We start from the raw sequence: 16802 nt of genomic DNA on the forward strand, positions 1-16802 counted from the left end.
CCAGCACGACCTCGACGAGATCGCCCGCCAGCTCAACGGACGCCCCCGCCACACCCTGAACTGGAAAACCCCAGCCCAAACACTCAACGAGTACCTCGTTGCAACAGCCGCTTGACATCGCCCCTTCCAAAGCAACAACACGCCGCAGGTCAACGCAGGCGGCCCGGGGTCGACGACCTCCATCACCTCAGCGAAGGCCGGACCCAGCCGTCGAGCCCGCACTCGATCGGCTGGCGGCACCATTCGGCCGTGGCCTCGTCCGGGCACAGGTCCACCATTGTGGCCGGGTACTTGTCATAGGCCCGGTGACTCGCCAGGTGGGGCGGCCAGGAGTAACGCCTCTGCGGGATGATCTCGGAGAGGAGCTCCACGTGAATCATGAGGTCCGGCTGATCCGGGTCGCCGATGGGGACGGTTCCCATCTGGTCGACGAGCCCTATCCACGGGACTGAGATCAGATCGTATGCGGGGAGTTCGATCCCGGACGCCGTCTGAAACAGCTCCAGCACCGGGGCGAGCTGATTCTGGATCATCATGCGCAGCGTCCTATAGCTGACGGGAGGCATGAGATAGCCGCTAACCGTACTCGGGTGACTACAATACGAGGAAATCGCTACATGGCGTAATGACGGATTTGTTCTTGGCCGTCTCCCCGGACGCGAAGCCGCGGCCCGCCCTTGAAGGGCGAGCCGCGGTTCGGACGTGCGCGTGTCAGTCGAAGACCTCGTCGACGGTCCGAGCGAATGCGGCGCGGGAGAACCATGCCTTGATCTGCTTCAGGTCCGTGCAGCCGGTGATGCGCTGCCGCGACTCGTCGTCGACGGCGAGCCCGCGTAGTTCGAGGAGATCGAGGACTGCCTCGGCCTTGCCCTTGGCCTCGCCCTCGACCCTGCCTTTGGCTTCGCCTTCGGCTATGTGCTCGCGGGCGAAGTCGCTCTGCCACTCGTAGACGTCGGCTTGCATGATCTCCTCCAGGCAGTGTCGTGCGGCTTCGGAGAGCTTCGACTGCACGTAGTCATGGTACTTCCTGCCCCTGTCGTGGTCCGTGACCTCAAGGGCCTCGGCGAAGGCGGTCAGGACGGCCTTCCGGTGGGGGCCGTCGGCGTTGGCAGGGGTGCACAGGATCGCCAGTTCGGGCAGCGCGCGCGCCTTGTCCACGTCGATGACCGCGGGAGCCTCGGCGAGGTTCAGTACCCAGGGGCGCAGGACCCATCCCTCGTGCCCAGTCTCGATCGGCGCACGGCACCAGGTGGAGGTGGTCTTGTCCGGGCACAGCACCAGCAGCGTCACCGGGCACTCGCGGCGGGCCCGCAGGGTGGACAGGTAGACGGGCCAGACGAAGCGCTTGCGCGGGTCCGGTCTGAGCTGGTTCTCCACGATGATCGCGAGGTCCGGGCGCTTCGGGTCGCCCAGGATGACGACCGTGTCGGCTCGGTACTCGGTCGGGTCGTTGTCGGTGAAGGTATCCGATCCATGTCCGATGTGTTCGTATTCGGGGGGTTTGATGCCAGATACGGCCTGCAGGAGCTCCGGGGCCAGCGCGGGCTGGTCCTGGAACAGGGCTATCGGCACCTCGTGGTTGACGGAAGGCACGAGATGAACACTAAAGGTGTTCACGTGACTACGTTGAGAGAAAGTCGTTACGTGGCGTAATGACGGAATTGTGCCCATAGTTCCGGCTGCGGCGCGGGTGTGATTAGCGGGCCTGGAGGAGTAGCCGGGCGGCAACGGGCGGGGCGCGATCCTTCTCCGGATTGTCTCCGAGTGATCATTGAATCGGGCCATTTTTGTTGCCCGGTGAGTGTCGCGGCCATTCGGGCGCGGAGATCTCTTCCGTAATGATGTGCGGTAGGCGTGGTGTGGGTTACATTTTATCGAGGCATTTCTTTGAACGCCGCGAGGGGAGGGGACGAATGACGAGGGCCCTCGTTGGGGGAGGGGGGCGTCCCGGGGCCCTCCCGCCACAGGTCATCGCCATTCTGAGTGCTGAGCTGCCCTCGCTGGCCGAGGAGATCCTCGAGGAGGTCCAGCGGTCGGTGCCCGAGTACGCGCGGCAGGAGGGGCGGCAGGAGGGGATGCCGGAACCGGCCGCGTACCGGATCACCGTCGAGCAGGCCATGGCGGCCTTCGTCGACCAGGTCTCCGGCGGCGGCGACGGCTACGAGCGGCGCGACGAGCTGTGCCGGGTACTCGGCCGCAGCGAGGCCTACCAGGGGCGCACGCTGGACGCGCTGCAGGCGGCGTACCGGGTCGGGGTGCAGGTCGCGTGGCGGCGGGTGGCGTCCGTCGCGCGGGAGCGGCGGCTGCCGGCGGAGGTCATGACGCGGCTGGCCGAGGCGCTGTTCGCCTACATCGACGAGCTGGCCTCCCTGTCGGTCGAGGGGTACCTGGAGGTGCGGTCGCTGGCCGACGAGCTGCCCGGCGACCACCGGCGGCTCCTGCGGATGGTGCTCGGGCCCGGCGCGGCGAGCGGCGCGCTGGCCGAGTCCGCGGCGTCGGTCGGCTGGGCGGTGCCGGACCGGGTGACGATGGTCGCGATACCCGCCGGGGCGCGGTGCGTCCGGGAGGCGCTGGACGGCGACGTGCTCGTGAACCTCGCCGACACCGAGCCCCACCTGCTGCTCCCCGGCGGATACGGGCCGGACCGCGCCGCGATGCTGAACCGCGCCCTGCCCGAACGCCGGTCCGCGGTGGGGCTGACCGTCCCGCTGGGGGAGGCGGCCGACTCGCTGCGCTGGGCGCGGCGGGCACTCGGCCTGGTGGAGGCGGGCCTTCTGGCGGACGGCGGCCCGACGCTGTGCGAGCGGCACCTGCTGGAGCTGTGGCTGCTGTCGGACGGCCCGCTGCTCGACCAGCTCGCCCGCCGGGAACTCGCCGTGCTGGCCGGCATGCCGCGGACCCGGCGTATACGCATGACCGAAACCCTCGGCGCGTGGCTGGAGGCGCAGGGGAACGCCGTGGAGGCGGCGCGCCGGCTCCGGCTGCACCCGCAGACCGTCCGCTACCGGATGCGGCAGATCAGTGCGACGTTCGACCGGCAACTGGCCGATCCGGCGGCGCGGTTCGTGCTGGACGCGGTGCTGCGCGCGCACCGAATGCGGGAGCGGGGTGCCTCACTGAAATGAGTCCGCCTTAATAAACGCTGAATGTGGCGGCGGGGCCACACACTGGTGATTTTGCCTTCTATTTACCTTGACGCGTCCTGTTTGATCTAAGTTCAATGTGGTTCAGCTCACAGAAAGCGGGGGGTGTGCAGGGGTCCCCCGCTCGGCACGCCCTCGTCGCTACGCCATACAGCCGACCGTCCGGACGGCCGGGTGCCCCCGCCCGGCGAAACGCCCCGGTCCGTGACGTCGGCGCCTTGGAGGTGTGCCCATGGCACAGCAGACATTGACGCGGGGGACGGTGAGCCGCCGGGCCAGGCTGCCGCGCCGCCTCGCCCTGCTCATGCGGCCGGAACTGCCCAGCCTCTCGAAAGAGATCATCGACGAGGTGCGGCGGTCGATCCCCGAGTACGGCCGTCCCCTCAAGGGCCCCTACGTCGAGGCCCTGCGGATCGGCGTCGAGCGCGCGCTGACGGACTTCGTCGACCGCATCGCGAGCCCGCTGGAACCGCACGAGCGCCACCACGAGACCTACCGCAGGCTCGGCCGCTTCGAAGCCCAGGAGGGACGGACGCTCGACACCCTCCAGGCGGCGCTGCGCATCGGCGCCCAGGTCGCGTGGCGCCGCATCATGAAGGTCGGTCCGCGCCGGCGGGTGTCGCCCGAGGTGATGGCCCAGCTCGCCGACGCGCTGTTCGCCTACATCGACGAACTCGCCGCGCTCGCGCTGGAGGGCTACATGGACGCCCGTCCGGACGGCGAGGCCGAGGCGCACCGGCGCCGCTTACTGGAACTGCTGCTGCGCCGGGACGGGTCGTCCCGCGTCCTCTGCGAAGCCGCCGAACGGGCCGGCTGGCCGATCCCGGACGAGGTGACCGCCGTCGTCGCCCCGCCCGGCGCCCGGTACGTCCGGGCCGCCCTCGACGAGGACGTCCTCGCCGACCTCACCGCCACCCAGCCGTTCCTGATCGTGCCCGGCAAGGCGACCTCGGAGCGGCTGCAGAACCTGCTCCGCGTCCTGCCGGACGGGCAGCTCGTCGTGGGCCTCACCGTGCCTCTGGCGGGCGTCTCCGACTCGCTGCGGTGGGCGCGGCACGCCCTCGGCCTGGTGGAGACGGGCGTGCTCGGGGACGCGCCGGTGACCGACTGCGAGGAGCACCTCATCACCCTCTGGCTGCTGTCCGACCAGGCCCTCATCGACCAGCTCGCGCAGCGCCACCTCGGCGGGATGGACGGCTTCAGCCCCCGCCAGCGCGACCGCCTCCTCGAAACGCTGCGCGCCTGGCTGGTGACGCGCGGCACCGCCGCCGAGATCGCCAAGGAACTCGGCGTCCACCCGCAGACCGTCCGGTACCGGATGCGGCAGGTCGAAGGCGTCCTCGGCGACCGGCTCACCGACCCCGAGGCGCGCTTCGCGATCGAGGCCGTGCTGCGCGCGATGCGGCTGCGCGACCGTGCCGCTCCGGCGCCGGCCCCCGGACGCGACGACGACGGCCCGCGCGGACAAGCACCCATTGATAATCGGCCAATATCGGACGGGCGCGAGATGAGCACCTGACACGGACCTTTACGTGCGGGGTTGATTCGTCGAATCGGCGCATGCTTCCATCCAATTCGACGCAATTTCGATGGGATGGTCGCGACGCGGTGGAGGTGCGTTCGGGGTGCGTTCACGACGGGCTGCTTCGGTCCTGGCCGGATTCGGCGCGGTGACGCTCGTCGGCACCGTCGGCGTCCACCCGGTGTTCGCGGACACCACCCCGACCCCGTCCACGGCCGTCACCGAGACTCCCACGGAGACGCCGACGACGGAGACGCCGACCGAGACGCCGACGACGGAGACGCCCACCGATCCGCCCACGGAGACGCCGACGGACCCTCCGACGGATCCGCCGACCGACCCGCCCACGGATCCGCCCACGGACCCCCCGACGGATCCGCCGACCGACCCGCCCACGGATCCGCCGACCGACCCCCCGACGGACCCCCCGACCGATCCGCCGACGAACCCGCCGACGAACCCGCCCGTCGACCCGGGCAAGCCCAAGACGCCGGTGCTGTCTCTGGGGCTCACGGTGTCGGCCGCGACGATGCGTCCCGGCGGCTCGATCACCGCGACCGTGCGGGTGGCGTCCGCCAACGCCGTCGCGAACAGCACGGTGCTGCGGATGTCGGCGTCGGGTGCCTCGGTCAGCCCCGGGACGCAGTCCCTCGGCAGCGTCGGGTCCGGCGGCGCCGCCGCGATCGCGACCGTGCGGGCCCCGTCCGGCGCGAAACCCGGCGTGATCACCGTGCGCGCGGCCGTGTCGGCGGCCAAGGCCGGGAGCGTCTCCCGCAGCTACAAGCTGATCATCACGTCGCCGTCCGGGGCGCTGCCGCCCGGGATCAGCCCGACGCAGTGGCCGGACGGCGTCCCGCCGCTGACCCCGCCCGCCTTCAACCCGCTCGCCGGGATGACCGGGCCGCAGGTGGCGCTGCCGCCGATCGCGCCCGCCGCCTCCCCGCAGATCGCCCCGAACTCCGGGCCGCTCGTCCCGGTGTCGAACCTGCGCAGGCTTCCGGCCGAGCCGTTCACCATCGAGGAGACGGTCGCGCTCCAGGCGGGCTTCCTCGCCGCGCTGGCGGCCGCGGTGACGCTGCTGCTGATCAGGCTGCGGCTGATCCGCCCCAGCGACGCCCGCGTCCCGCGGGTGACGCGCCGGCGCCTGCGCGCCGCCGGCTCGCGGGTCGCGGGCAAGCGCCCGACCGCGGCGCGGCTCCGCACGCTCCCGCCGCAGCCCGCCCGCGCCCGGGCGCCGCGCCCGCTCCAGCCCGTCCCGCCGATCCGGCTGTCGGTGCAGATCCGCGCCGCCCGCCCCTGAACCCCGCGAGGCGGGTCAGCGGGCCAGGCGGATCAGGATGCGGCACACCTCGTCGATGATCTCCGCCGCCTCGGTCTCGTTCTCGGCCGTGGCGATCTCCCGCCCGGCCTCGCCGATGACGGTGGTGAGGACGAGGCTCAGCACCTGCTCGGGACGTCCCGCGGGCTCCCCGGACGCGGGGCCGCGCAGCAGCTTGGTGTTCTGCGCGATCCAGTGCTGGGCGCGGCTGCGGCGCATCAGCGACGACCCGGACGGCCCCTCCCCGTCCAGGAACAGCCGGGCGGCCTCGCGGCGCTCCCAGCAGACCCGCAGGTAGGCGCGGGCCCCGGCGGTGAACAGCGTGATCCGGTCGGACTCGCCCTCCTTGCGGGCGGTGGACACGGCCTGCGCGGCGCTCGCCTCCTGCTCGGCGGTCAGCTCCTCCCACAGCGCCACGTACAGCCCGGCCTTGCCGCCGTAGTGGTGGTAGAGGCTGCCGACGCTGATCCCGGACCGCTCGACGATCTCGGCGATGCCGGCGTCGGCGTAGCCGCGGTCGGCGAAGACGCCCTGTGCGGCGTTCAGCAGCGCCTGCCGGGTGGCGTCCGCGCGGGCCCACTGCCGCCCGCCGCCCCCCGAACCGCCGCCCGACGATCCGCCGACCGAAGGTCCGCCGCTCGCCGGCGCGCCGATCGAAGGCCCGTCGGCGTTCGCGGTGTCGTTTCCCTGCCGCGCCCTGCTCGTCCGCATCCCTCCATGGTGCCAGGTGGCGGGTGCGCGAACGGCCGGGGAACGCCGCCCGCCACCGGTGCGGCTAGTACCAGTGGTGCGCCTGCCACCAGGCCCACGCGCCGCACGGGTCCTTGTAGCGGGCCTTGATGTAGCCGAGCCCCCACGCGATCTGGGTGGGGGAGCTGGTGCGCCAGTCGGCCCCGGCGCTGGCGAGCTTGGAGCCGGGAAGCGCCTGCGGGATGCCGTAGGCGCCGCTGGACGGGTTCTCGGCCCGCTCGTTCCAGCCGCTCTCGTGGTTCCACAGCGTCAGCAGGGACGGCCAGCAGCCTCCCCAGCCCTTGAGGGCGCTCATCTTCTTCCCGTACGCCTTGTTCTGCGCGGCGCTCGGATTCGTCTTGGCGAGCCGCTCCCGCTCCTGCTGGGCCTTGAGCTTCGCCCGCGCCGCCGCGTCCCGCTTGGCCTTCTCCTTGAGCCGCTTCAGCTCGCGCTGGTGCTGGACGTAGGCGCGTTCCTTGGCGTGGGCGATCGCGTCGGCGGCGACCTTGTCCATGTCGGACGCCGACGTCAGCTTCGCGAGCATGTCGTTGGTCGACAGGTCGCCGACCGCCGCCTTCGGCGGCTTGGTGTCGCCACCGCCGAGGGCGCCGATGTCGACCACCGTGACCGCCGTGCCGAGCGCGGCGATCGCGACGATGGTGATGGTGACGTTGCTGGTGAGCACCCGCCGCACGTGCCGCTTCTTCTCCGGCGGGACGGGAGGCGCCTCGAAGGGGTCGCGCGGGTCGTGGGGCCCGTACTCCCGGCCGGACCAGCCGTCCGCCTCGGGCGCCGCACGCGGCGCGGGGACGGGACGGGTGCTCCGGCCGCCCCCGGAACGTCTGCGAGTGCCGTGACTCTTTGGCATGGGACAAGACTGCCTTATCGCCCGGGTGTCGTGTCGTCGAAGTGAAGGTACGCGGGCGGCATGGTACGCGGTTCAGCGCGCGCCGGGGGTCAGCGCGCGCCGGGGGTCAGCGCGCGCCGGGGGTCAGCGGCTCCACGTCGCCGGCGGCGAGGCGGGCCGGCTGCAGCGCCTCGAACACCTCGCGGTGGGTGCCCCCGAACGGGGCGAGGGCGCCGCCGGGCGCCTCCAGCGCGGCGGCGACCTCGTTGACCCGGGCCAGCCCGGCCGGAGTGATCTTCACGAGGGTGGCGCGCCGGTCGCGGGGATGCCGGGTGCGGCCGACGAGACCGGCGGCCTCCAGCTGGTCGGCGGTCAGCTTCACCGTCGTCGGGTGCATCATCAGGTCCCGGCCGAGCGTGCTCAGCCGGGAGCCGCCGTTCGGGGTGAGCGCGAGAGTGGTCAGCAGGAAGTAGCCGGTACGGGTGAGGTCCAGCCGTTTCAGCTCGATGTCCAGCGCCTTCTTGAGCAGCTGGTTGAGCCGTCCCACCGCGCAGATCGCCATGAAGGGCCAGGGCTCGCCTTGAAGTCCCTGCTCCGCCCAGCGGTCCCGGACGCCCATGACCAGCGGGTCTGCGCCGCCGTTCATGTCGTCTGTCGTCTCCTGCCGCGCGTCGATCATCGGGGCCGATCGTAGCTTCGGACAAATCCCAATGTAAGTACTCGCTTCTTAGACCTTCTTCCAATAGAGTGCCACAGATCACAGGGGGCTACCCGAGTGTCAACTTGGGCTGCCTGTGATCCCGGTCTCTGCCGAGACCACGGTGGCGCGCATCGATGGCAAGGACGTGGGCGCAGCTGTGGGCCGGTGGAAGCCGGCACATCGGATGAGCGCCGACGTCCGAGAACGAAGGAGGCTGGTATGTACCTTCACCCCGCCCCCCAGGGGGAGGACGCCGGCTGATGGCCCTGAGCCTCACGAAGGCCCCGGACCTGGCCCGCAGACGCGTCGGGCGAGCGCTCGACGAGACCGGACTGCTGTGCGTGACCCTGCTCGAAGGGCTGCGCCGCTCCTGGGATCTGCGCCAGTGGTGGGGCGAGTTCATCGAGCAGTGCTGGTTCCTCGCGCGCGTCACGAGCGTCCCGGTCATGCTCATCGCGGTGCCCCTCGGCGCCACGATCTCGCTGCAGGTGGGCGATATCGCCCGGCAGCTCGGCGCCCAGTCGGGCACCGGCGCGCTCCTCACCGCGGCGATGGTCCAGCAGGTGGCTCCGCTGGCCGCCGCGCTGCTGGTCTCCGGCGTGGGCGGCTCGGCGATCACCGCCGACATGGGCGCCCGAAACATCCGCGACGAACTCGCGGCGATGGAGGTCATGGGCATCAACCCGATTCACCGCCTGGTCACCCCCAGGCTGTGGGCGGCGAGCATGGTGTCCGGGCTGCTGTGCTCCGTGGTGATCCTGGCGGGCGTCATCGGCGGCTACTACTTCAACGTCATCCAGCAGGGCGTCAGCCCCGGCGCGTTCTTCGACGGAGCCACGACCCTGCTGCAGTTCTCGGATCTGTTGATCACCCTGTTCAAGGCGTGGGTGTTCGGCTTCATCGCCGCGGCCGTCGCCTGCTACATGGGCATGAACTGCGACTACGGCCCGGTCGGAGTCGGCCGCGCGGTCAACAAGGCGGTGGTGGTCACCTCGATCGTGGTGTTCGCGACGAACTACATCCTCACCATGATCTACCAGGTTCTCTTCCCCCCGAGGTTCTGATGGTCGCCATATTCCCCGTACGCAAGCTGGGCCGGGCCTTCCGCGGTCGGACCGCCGGCCTCGCGGCCTCGGCCAACCTGCCGATCTTCCTCGGCCGGGTCCTCTACCACCTGTTCTTCGACATCATCCTGCGGCGCAAGTACGGCAAGACGCTCGCCAAGCAGGTCAGCGACATCACCGTCGGCGTCGGCGCGCTCGTCATCGGCGGCGGCATGATCTTCGTGATCGCGACGATGTCGCTCGCCACCGGCGCGATGGTCGGGCTCCAGGGCTACCCCGGCCTGGAGCGCGTCGGCGCCGAGGCGTTCACCGGTCTGGTCGCGAGCTACTCCAACGTCCGCGAGGTCACCCCGATCATCGCGGGCGTCGCGCTGGTCGCGCAGGTCGGCACCGGGTTCACCGCCGAGATCGGCGCGATGCGGATCTCCGAGGAGATCGACGCGCTGGAGGTCATGGGCATCAACTCGCTGGCCTACCTCGTGTGCACCCGGGTCGCCGCGGGCGTCATCGCCCTGGTGCCGCTGTACCTGGTGTCGCTCTTCATGGCGTTCTTCGCCACCAGGTTCATCACGATCCAGTACTTCGGTCTTTCGCCCGGCATCTACGACTACTACTTTCACCTCTACCTGCCGCCGATCGACGTGTTCTACAGCGTCATCAAGGTGGCGGTGTTCGCCTTCATCATCATGTTCATTCACTGCTACCGCGGCTACTACGCGGCGGGCGGCCCGGTGGGCGTCGGTGTCGCCGCGGGCCGCGCGATCCGGGAGTCGACCATCCTGATGATCCTCATGAACATGGTCCTGTCGTACATCTTCTGGGGCCACGGCAGCACAGTGAAGTTGACCGGATGAGCGAAGAGACTCTCTCCCAGCGCTCCCGGACGATCTTCGGGCTGGTCGGCACGGGCGTCATCGCGGCCGCCGTGACGCTCGTCGCGGTCGGTTCCACGCCGTCCCACGCGGGCTCCACCTACTACGACGCGACGTTCGCGCGGGCCGGGCAGGGCCTCGACCCGGGCAAGTCCGAGGTGAAGGTCCGCGGGATCTCGGTCGGCACCGTCGACCACCTGCGACTCGACGGCCAGGGCCGCGTCAAGGTGCGGATCCGGATCGACAAGGGCATCAAGGTCGCCGACACGGCGGTCGCGACCGTCGAGCCCGTCTCGGTGTTCGGCCCGAAGGACATCAGCCTCGACCTCGGGGCGCACGAGCTGACCGGCCCCTACCTGAAGGACGGCGGGACGGTCGCCAAGACGCACGATCCGGAGGACCTGTCCGACACCGCCTGGCCCGCCTACAAGCTCACCAAGGCGATCAACCCCGACGACGTGGCGACGATCCTGCACACGTTCGGCGCCGGGCTGTCCGGGCAGGGCCCGGCGCTCCGCCGGACGATCGATAACGGCGCGATCGTCGTCGACGCGACCTACAAGGACCGGGCCGCCATCAACGGACTCCTGAACGACATCAACGGGCTGTCGGGCACGCTCGGCTCCCGAGGCGACACGATGGCCGGACTGGTCGGCGACTTCAACCGGCTGTCGGAGACCATCACCGAACGCCCCGACAAGATCTCCCAGCTGCTCGACGAGTCGAGCAAGCTCGGTGACACGCTCGGCACCAACCTCCAGCAGCACGGCGGCAACCTCGGGAAGATCGTCGACAACGGCGGAAAGATCGTGTCGGTGTTCAACCGGCAGGGCCGCAACATCCCGGTGCTGCTGGACAGCCTGAACGGGTTCTTCAACCTGCTGGCGCAGATCATCCGCATCCCCGGCCCGAAGGGCACAGTGATCGCCCAGGCGCGCAACGACCTCCCGCTGGACATCTGCCAGATCATGATCGACGTCTGCGCGACCACGCCGCAGCAGACCGCCTTCGATCTGCAGCTCCCGGGGCAGACCAAGACCGGGGGGCGGCCATGAGCCCGCGGCTGCGCGGCAAGGCCGCGCGCGGACCCGAGCACACCACGACGCTGAAGTTCCTGGTGTTCGTGGCGGTGACGGGGCTGCTCACCTTCTACATCGGGCAGATGATCCTCGGCACGAGCTACAAGTCCCGCTACCAGGTGACCGCGACGTTCGACGACGTCACCGGCCTGCTGGAGGGCGACGCCGTGAAGGTCGCCGGCGCGCCCGTCGGCCAGGTCAAGAGCATCGAGGTGGTGCGCGGCAAGGCCGTGGTGAAGCTGGCCGTCGACAAGGAGGTCAAGGTTCCGTCCGACTCCACGGCCGCGATCCGCTGGCGGAACGTGATGGGCCAGCGGGTCGTCTACCTGGAGCCGGGAACGAGCCAGAGCAAGCTGGGCGACGGCGACCGCGTCCCGCACACCCGGTCGGTGGTGGACCTCGGCGAGATCGTCAACGGCCTCGGCCCGATCACCCGGAGCCTGGACCCGAACCAGCTCAACAAGATCCTGTTCTCCTTCTCCCAGGCCCTGGACGGGAACGAGCAGAACATCTCGCTGCTGACCGACAACATGGACGTGCTGCTCCAGACGTTCGCGGCCCGCAAGACGACGATCGAGAAGATGATCGACGACTACGGGACGGTGAGCGGCGCCGTCGCCACCCGGGACCGGCAGATCGCCGCCAGCGTCGACAACCTCGAATCGCTCACCAAGGTCTTCGCGAACAACCGCGCGCTGCTGGAGAACGCGATCGTCGAGATCGGCGGGGTCACCACGAACCTCAACCACGTCCTCGGCGGCAACGACGCGCAGCTGTCCCGGATCATCGGCAACCTCGGTGAATTCGCCGAGACGTTCCGGCTGAACGTCGACCAGCTGGAGAAGATGGTGCAGCAGCTTCCGCTGACGCTGCGGCAGCTGTTCGCCTCCGCGAACGGCGGCCACTTCCTGCGCACGAACGCGCTCTGCCTGAACGTGGTGCAGGGGCCGTGCCCGTTCCCGATGGAGCTGCCGAAGGCTCCCGGCACGGACGGGCCGTCCAAGGCAGACCTCGCCAAGCTGAAGAAGATGTTGCAGGGGGGTGGCGGCTGATGGCGCTCAGGTCCCTGCGCGACGTCAACCACAAACTCGTCGCGATCGTCACGCTGGCCGCGCTCGGCGCCGGTTGCGTGTTCGCGTTCGCCATCGGCCAGCTGCACCTGCTCGACCGCGGCTACACGATGAGCGGCGAGTTCAGCGACGCGGCCGGGTTGAAGAAGGGCCAGGACGTGCGGGTCGCCGGCGTGAAGTCGGGCCGCGTCACCTCGGTGGAGCCCGACTTCGCCCACGGCAAGATCATCGTCACCTGGCACGTGAACGCCGGGATCGACCTCGGGCCGAAGACCCGGGCGGAGATCCAGACGACGACGCTGCTCGGCGGCCGGTACCTGCGGCTGTCCGGCCCGGTGTCCAAGCCCTACATGGCGGACGTCCCGGAGTCGCGGCGCCGCGTCCCGCTGGACCGCACCAGCGTCCCGTTCACCGTCCCGGAGGCCCTGGAGGGCGCGCAGAACATCGTCGGCAAGCTCGACCAGAAGAGCGTCGACAAGCTGCTCACCGAGATCAACCAGATCAAGTCGCCGGGCGCGGAGAAGCTGCGCCGGATCCTGGTCAACGTCCAGGACCTGTCCCGGATGCTCAACGACTCCTACCCGCAGATCCAGCAGCTGATCGAGAGCAGCAAGACGATCACCGGCACGCTGGCCGACAAGGACCAGCAGCTCCGCGAGATCATCAACTCCAGCCAGGTGCTGCTGCAGACGCTGGTGCGGCACCGCAACGAGCTGGCCGCGACGATCGGGCAGGGCAACCGCACCGTCAGGACGCTGTCCAACGTCATCTCCAGGAACCAGCGGCAGCTCGACTTGCTGCTGGACAACCTGCACCTGCTGACCACCCGGCTCGCGCCCAACATGGACGCGCTGAACACCGACTTCTCGCTGCTCGGGCCGACGTTCCAGCAGGTCGCCAACCTCAAGGGCAACGGCCCCTGGATCGAGGGCGTGTTCACCGGCCTCGGCCCGCTGCAGCCGCCCGGCCCGATCTCCACCCGGCGCGGCCAGGGAGGCAACTGATGGGACGCGTTGTCCACGTGGGGGGGCGTCCCCCGACGTCCCCCGGCAGGAGCCGCGTGCGCGGCATCGCGATCGTGCTCGGTCTGACGCTGACCGCCTCGCTCGGCGGCTGCTCGCTGGTCCCGTCCGGGGGCGGTGAGCGCAGCATGGTGGTCTACGTCCCGAAGGCACGCTCCTTCTACCCGCAGTCCAAGGTCAAGGTCATGGGCTCCGACGTCGGCCTCGTCGACACGGTCGAGCAGCAGGGCGACAAGGTCAAGGTGACCTTCCACCTGCGCAAGAACGTGCCGCTGCCGAAGGGTGTGCAGGCGTCGATCGTCCCGCTGAACCTGATCGGCGAGCGCAACCTCGTCCTGCATCCGGCGTGGCGGCCGGGGGAGGCCAAGGAGACCTCCGACGTCATCCCGATCGAGCGCGCCCACGTGCCGGTCGAGGTGGACGACGCGCTCAGCTCCTTCACCAATCTGGCGAACGCGCTCGACCCGACCAAGATGCAGTCCGCGCTCGGCACCGCCGCCGACACGGTGCGGGGCAACGGCAAGGAGTTCAACGCCACCCTGGAGCAGAGCGCCCGCCTCGTCGAGAACGTCGCCGGGCAGGACCAGGACCTGATCGAGGTCGCCAAGAACCTCGACCGGCTCGCCGGCGTGGTGCGCGGGCGCGAGCAGGTCCTCGGCGCGATGATCCGCGACTTCGGTGAGGCGAGCCGGGTGCTCAGCGCCGAGCGCGGCGAGTTGCAGCAACTGGTCGCCGGCGTCCTCGACCTGGCGAAGAACGGCGACAAGCTGATCCAGAAGTACAAGGGCAACCTGCCCTACGACCTGGCGGTGCTCACCAGGGCCGCGCTCGTCCTCAAGGGCAACGCCAAGCAGGTCGCGCAACTGCTGCACGTGCTGCCCGGAATCGGTGACGCCCTCATCGGCGGCTACAACCCGAAGAACCAGTCGCTGCAGATCCGGTTCGCCACCGACGCGTTCCTGCGGATGTGGCTGAAGGGCCTGATGGACACCGACGACGTCGACTGCCCGCTGCCCAAGCCGAACTCCAACTGTCCCTGGCAGAACGGAGGCAACTGATGAGCGGGAAGGTTCTCGCGGTCATCGTCGCCGCGGTCCTCGCGGTCTCGGGTTGCTCCTACAAGACGGCGGGCGCGCCGAAGGGGGATCTCACGCTGACCGCCACGTTCGACGATGCGCAGGGCCTCGTCGCCGGGCACAGCGTGCAGATGTCCGACATCACGATCGGCACCGTCACCAAGGTCGAGCTGGTCGGCTACAAGGCGCGGGCGACGCTGTCCATCAAACACGGCATCAAGATCCCGCAGGGCGCCAGGGCCGAGATCAAGGTGACGTCGCTGCTCGGCGAGAACTTCGTGGACCTGCAACTGCCGCCCGGCGGGAGCCTGAACCGCGGCCCCTTCTACGCCAGCGGCGCCGCGATCACCGACACCACCGTCCAGCCCGCGTTCGAGCAGGTCGTCGGGCAGGCCGGGCCGCTGATCCAGGCGCTCGCCGGCGACGACCTCGCGACGGTCGTCAACGCCGGCGCGACCGCGCTGGACGGCAACGGGCAGAAGCTGAACAAGACGATCACCCAGGCGGGGGAGCTGGTGCGGGTGTTCGCCGCGCAGCGCGTCGCGCTGGGCGAGTCCGTCGACCGGTTCGCCAAGCTCGGCCGGTCGCTCGCCAACGGCAGTGACGCGCTGGGCGAGGCCCCCGGCCAGCTGGAGCGCACCACGCGGATGCTGAACGACGACAAAGAGAAGATCATCAAGGCCGTCGACCGGCTCACCCGGATGGCCCGCGAGCTGAACGACAAGGTCCTGGAGGGACGCATCCTCCGGTTCCGTGCGCTGCTGCGGGACCTCGACCCCGTCCTCCAGCAGCTCGGCAGCAACCGCAAGCGCCTCACCGCCGTCGTGGACGGGCTCGTGGCCTTCTCCTACAAGATCCCGCTGGCCACCTACGACGGCCAGCTGCTGCTCTACCCGATCCTCCGGCTCACCTGGCCGGACGGGAAGCCGATCTTCCCCGGGCTCAGCGAGAAGCCGAAGAAGGCCGCGTCGACCGACATTCCCAAGCAGCTCGAAGGCGCCCTGCCGGACCTCGAGAAGATCCTGGAGGGACGAGGATGACCCGGCGTCTGACGATCAACCTGGCGGTCTTCGCCGTCCTCGCCGTGGTGATGGTGGTGTGGGCGTTCAACAACGTCATCCGGTTCGACTTCATCGACCGGCCGTACCGCATCACGGCGGAGTTCGAGTCCTCGCCCGGCCTCCACCCGAACTTCGAGGTCGACTATCTCGGCCTGCGGATCGGCAAGATCGACTCGGTGCGGCTGGAGAAGAACAAGGTCATCGTCCAGCTGGACATCGACCGCGGCGTCAAGATCCCGCAGGGCGTGACGGCCGCCGCGGCCCGCAAGTCCGCGGTCGGCGAGCCGGTCGTCGAGCTGACCCCCGGCACCGGCCGGGCCGACGCCCCGCCGATGAAGCCCGGCACCGTCATCCCGGTGTCGCAGACCAAGGTCCCGCCCAAGTACGGCGACCTGTTCGGCGCGGTCATCGACTCCCTGAAGGCCATCGACCCCGACGACGCGCAGGTGCTCAGCCGGGAGCTGGCCGCCGGCTGGTCCGGACGCGAGGACTCGCTCCGGCAGATCATCAACGGGAGCGACGACCTCACCGCGACGTTCGCCCAGAACACCGAGCTGCTCGACGGGCTGACCAAGGACCTCGGCCGGATCACCCACGTGCTGAACCAGAACCGCGGGCAGCTCGGCGCCGGGATCGACAACCTGGCCGCGCTCACCGCCGCGCTCAGCCAGGTCCGCGGCCAGATCGCCGAGCTGCGCGACCGGGGCCCCGGCCTGCTCGCCACCGTCAACGGCCTGCTCGACAGGACCGGCCCCGACTTCGGTTGCGCCGTCGACATGCTCGGCAACTGGGGCGTCGGTACCTACAACCCCGGCTACCTGAGCGACCTGAACAGGACGCTGGCGGCGGCGCCCAGCCTCAAGAACGTCCTGGATCACGTGATCGGCATGGACAAGGGCCTGCCCGTGCTGAACGTCGTCTTCCAGCTGACGCTGAACACGCCCGCGACGCTGGAGTACAAGGTCCCTCTCGGGCAGCCGGCGGTGAGCAAGGTGCCGGCCTGCCCGGGCGGGCGGACGCCGGCGCTGGTCGGGCAGAAGCCCTACCGGGCCAAGAAGCCGAGCGATACGATCCCGACCCACGATCCCGCGCTTGACAAGCCGGACCTGCAGGCCAGGAAAGCCGCGAACAGCGGTGACGACTCCGGCGGCGGACCGCCGATCTGGCTCGTGTACGTTCCGCCGGTCATCGGCCTGCTGGTGCTGATCAGGGTCATGATGGGCTCGGTGCCCGTGGTGTCCCGCCTGGGCCGGCTGCGCCGGCGCAAGGACTGAGTCGGCTGCGCCGGCGCAAGGACTG

Annotated in this window: 16 protein-coding genes and 1 pseudogene; 12 read left to right on the forward strand and 5 right to left on the reverse strand. The window is 70.0% G+C overall.

Features of this window, described 5'->3' with window-relative positions:
* A pseudogene (locus tag SM418_RS38015) lies at positions 1-115 on the forward strand (IS30 family transposase); the annotation flags it as partial.
* A 67-nt stretch (positions 116-182) separates the two neighbouring features.
* Here the strand turns inward: SM418_RS38015 and SM418_RS37220 are convergent.
* Both SM418_RS37220 and SM418_RS37225 read right to left on the reverse strand, forming a co-directional pair.
* Entirely contained in the window at positions 183-536 is a 354-nt protein-coding gene (locus SM418_RS37220; protein WP_371946351.1) for a hypothetical protein, read from the reverse strand.
* A 175-nt stretch (positions 537-711) separates the two neighbouring features.
* On the reverse strand, positions 712-1593 hold the full coding sequence (locus tag SM418_RS37225) for an RpnC/YadD family protein (RefSeq protein WP_371946352.1): 882 nt from the start codon (positions 1591-1593) through the stop codon (positions 712-714).
* A gap of 320 nt (positions 1594-1913) precedes the next feature.
* On the opposite strand from SM418_RS37225, the gene SM418_RS37230 reads away from it, so the two are divergent.
* The 3 genes from SM418_RS37230 (at position 1914) to SM418_RS37240 (ending at position 5965) form a co-directional block, all read left to right on the forward strand.
* Positions 1914-3125 (forward strand): PucR family transcriptional regulator, encoded by a 1212-nt coding sequence (locus SM418_RS37230; RefSeq protein WP_371946353.1) that lies wholly within the window; start codon positions 1914-1916, stop codon positions 3123-3125.
* Positions 3126-3375: 250 nt separating this feature from the next.
* The gene (locus tag SM418_RS37235) at positions 3376-4662 is read left to right on the forward strand and encodes a PucR family transcriptional regulator (RefSeq protein WP_371946354.1); all 1287 of its coding nucleotides are present in this window, start codon (positions 3376-3378) and stop codon (positions 4660-4662) included.
* A 106-nt stretch (positions 4663-4768) separates the two neighbouring features.
* On the forward strand, positions 4769-5965 hold the full coding sequence (locus tag SM418_RS37240) for a hypothetical protein (protein WP_371946355.1): 1197 nt from the start codon (positions 4769-4771) through the stop codon (positions 5963-5965).
* A 15-nt stretch (positions 5966-5980) separates the two neighbouring features.
* Here SM418_RS37240 and SM418_RS37245 read toward each other — a convergent pair whose 3' ends face one another.
* From SM418_RS37245 to SM418_RS37255, 3 genes are all read right to left on the reverse strand, one after another.
* The gene (locus SM418_RS37245; RefSeq protein WP_371946356.1) at positions 5981-6694 is read right to left on the reverse strand and encodes a TetR/AcrR family transcriptional regulator; all 714 of its coding nucleotides are present in this window, start codon (positions 6692-6694) and stop codon (positions 5981-5983) included.
* Positions 6695-6758: 64 nt separating this feature from the next.
* Positions 6759-7580, reverse strand: a complete 822-nt coding sequence (locus SM418_RS37250; protein WP_371946357.1) for an aggregation-promoting factor C-terminal-like domain-containing protein — start codon at positions 7578-7580, stop codon at positions 6759-6761.
* Positions 7581-7686: 106 nt separating this feature from the next.
* On the reverse strand, positions 7687-8238 hold the full coding sequence (locus tag SM418_RS37255) for a MarR family winged helix-turn-helix transcriptional regulator (RefSeq protein WP_371946358.1): 552 nt from the start codon (positions 8236-8238) through the stop codon (positions 7687-7689).
* A 281-nt stretch (positions 8239-8519) separates the two neighbouring features.
* On the opposite strand from SM418_RS37255, the gene SM418_RS37260 reads away from it, so the two are divergent.
* From SM418_RS37260 to SM418_RS37295, 8 genes are read left to right on the forward strand one after another with little or no spacing between them, the layout of a single operon-like run.
* Entirely contained in the window at positions 8520-9323 is an 804-nt protein-coding gene (locus SM418_RS37260; protein ID WP_371946359.1) for an MlaE family ABC transporter permease, read from the forward strand.
* Entirely contained in the window at positions 9323-10177 is an 855-nt protein-coding gene (locus SM418_RS37265; protein WP_371946360.1) for an MlaE family ABC transporter permease, read from the forward strand. The genes SM418_RS37260 and SM418_RS37265 overlap by 1 nt, the downstream gene beginning before the upstream one ends.
* The gene (locus tag SM418_RS37270; protein WP_371946361.1) at positions 10174-11250 is read left to right on the forward strand and encodes an MlaD family protein; all 1077 of its coding nucleotides are present in this window, start codon (positions 10174-10176) and stop codon (positions 11248-11250) included. Before SM418_RS37265 ends, SM418_RS37270 begins: the two co-directional genes overlap by 4 nt.
* On the forward strand, positions 11247-12326 hold the full coding sequence (locus SM418_RS37275; protein WP_371946362.1) for an MCE family protein: 1080 nt from the start codon (positions 11247-11249) through the stop codon (positions 12324-12326). Before SM418_RS37270 ends, SM418_RS37275 begins: the two co-directional genes overlap by 4 nt.
* Entirely contained in the window at positions 12326-13348 is a 1023-nt protein-coding gene (locus SM418_RS37280) for an MCE family protein (protein ID WP_371946363.1), read from the forward strand. Before SM418_RS37275 ends, SM418_RS37280 begins: the two co-directional genes overlap by 1 nt.
* Entirely contained in the window at positions 13348-14424 is a 1077-nt protein-coding gene (locus SM418_RS37285) for an MCE family protein (RefSeq protein WP_371946364.1), read from the forward strand. Before SM418_RS37280 ends, SM418_RS37285 begins: the two co-directional genes overlap by 1 nt.
* Complete coding sequence (locus tag SM418_RS37290) at positions 14424-15482, forward strand: MCE family protein (protein WP_371946365.1); 1059 nt, start codon at positions 14424-14426, stop codon at positions 15480-15482. Before SM418_RS37285 ends, SM418_RS37290 begins: the two co-directional genes overlap by 1 nt.
* Complete coding sequence (locus tag SM418_RS37295; protein WP_371946366.1) at positions 15479-16777, forward strand: MCE family protein; 1299 nt, start codon at positions 15479-15481, stop codon at positions 16775-16777. Before SM418_RS37290 ends, SM418_RS37295 begins: the two co-directional genes overlap by 4 nt.
* The last annotated feature ends 25 nt before the right edge of the window (positions 16778-16802 follow it).

It is taken from the genome of Actinomadura chokoriensis (genome assembly GCF_041463665.1).
In the GTDB taxonomy this organism is placed as follows: domain Bacteria; phylum Actinomycetota; class Actinomycetes; order Streptosporangiales; family Streptosporangiaceae; genus Spirillospora; species Spirillospora chokoriensis_A.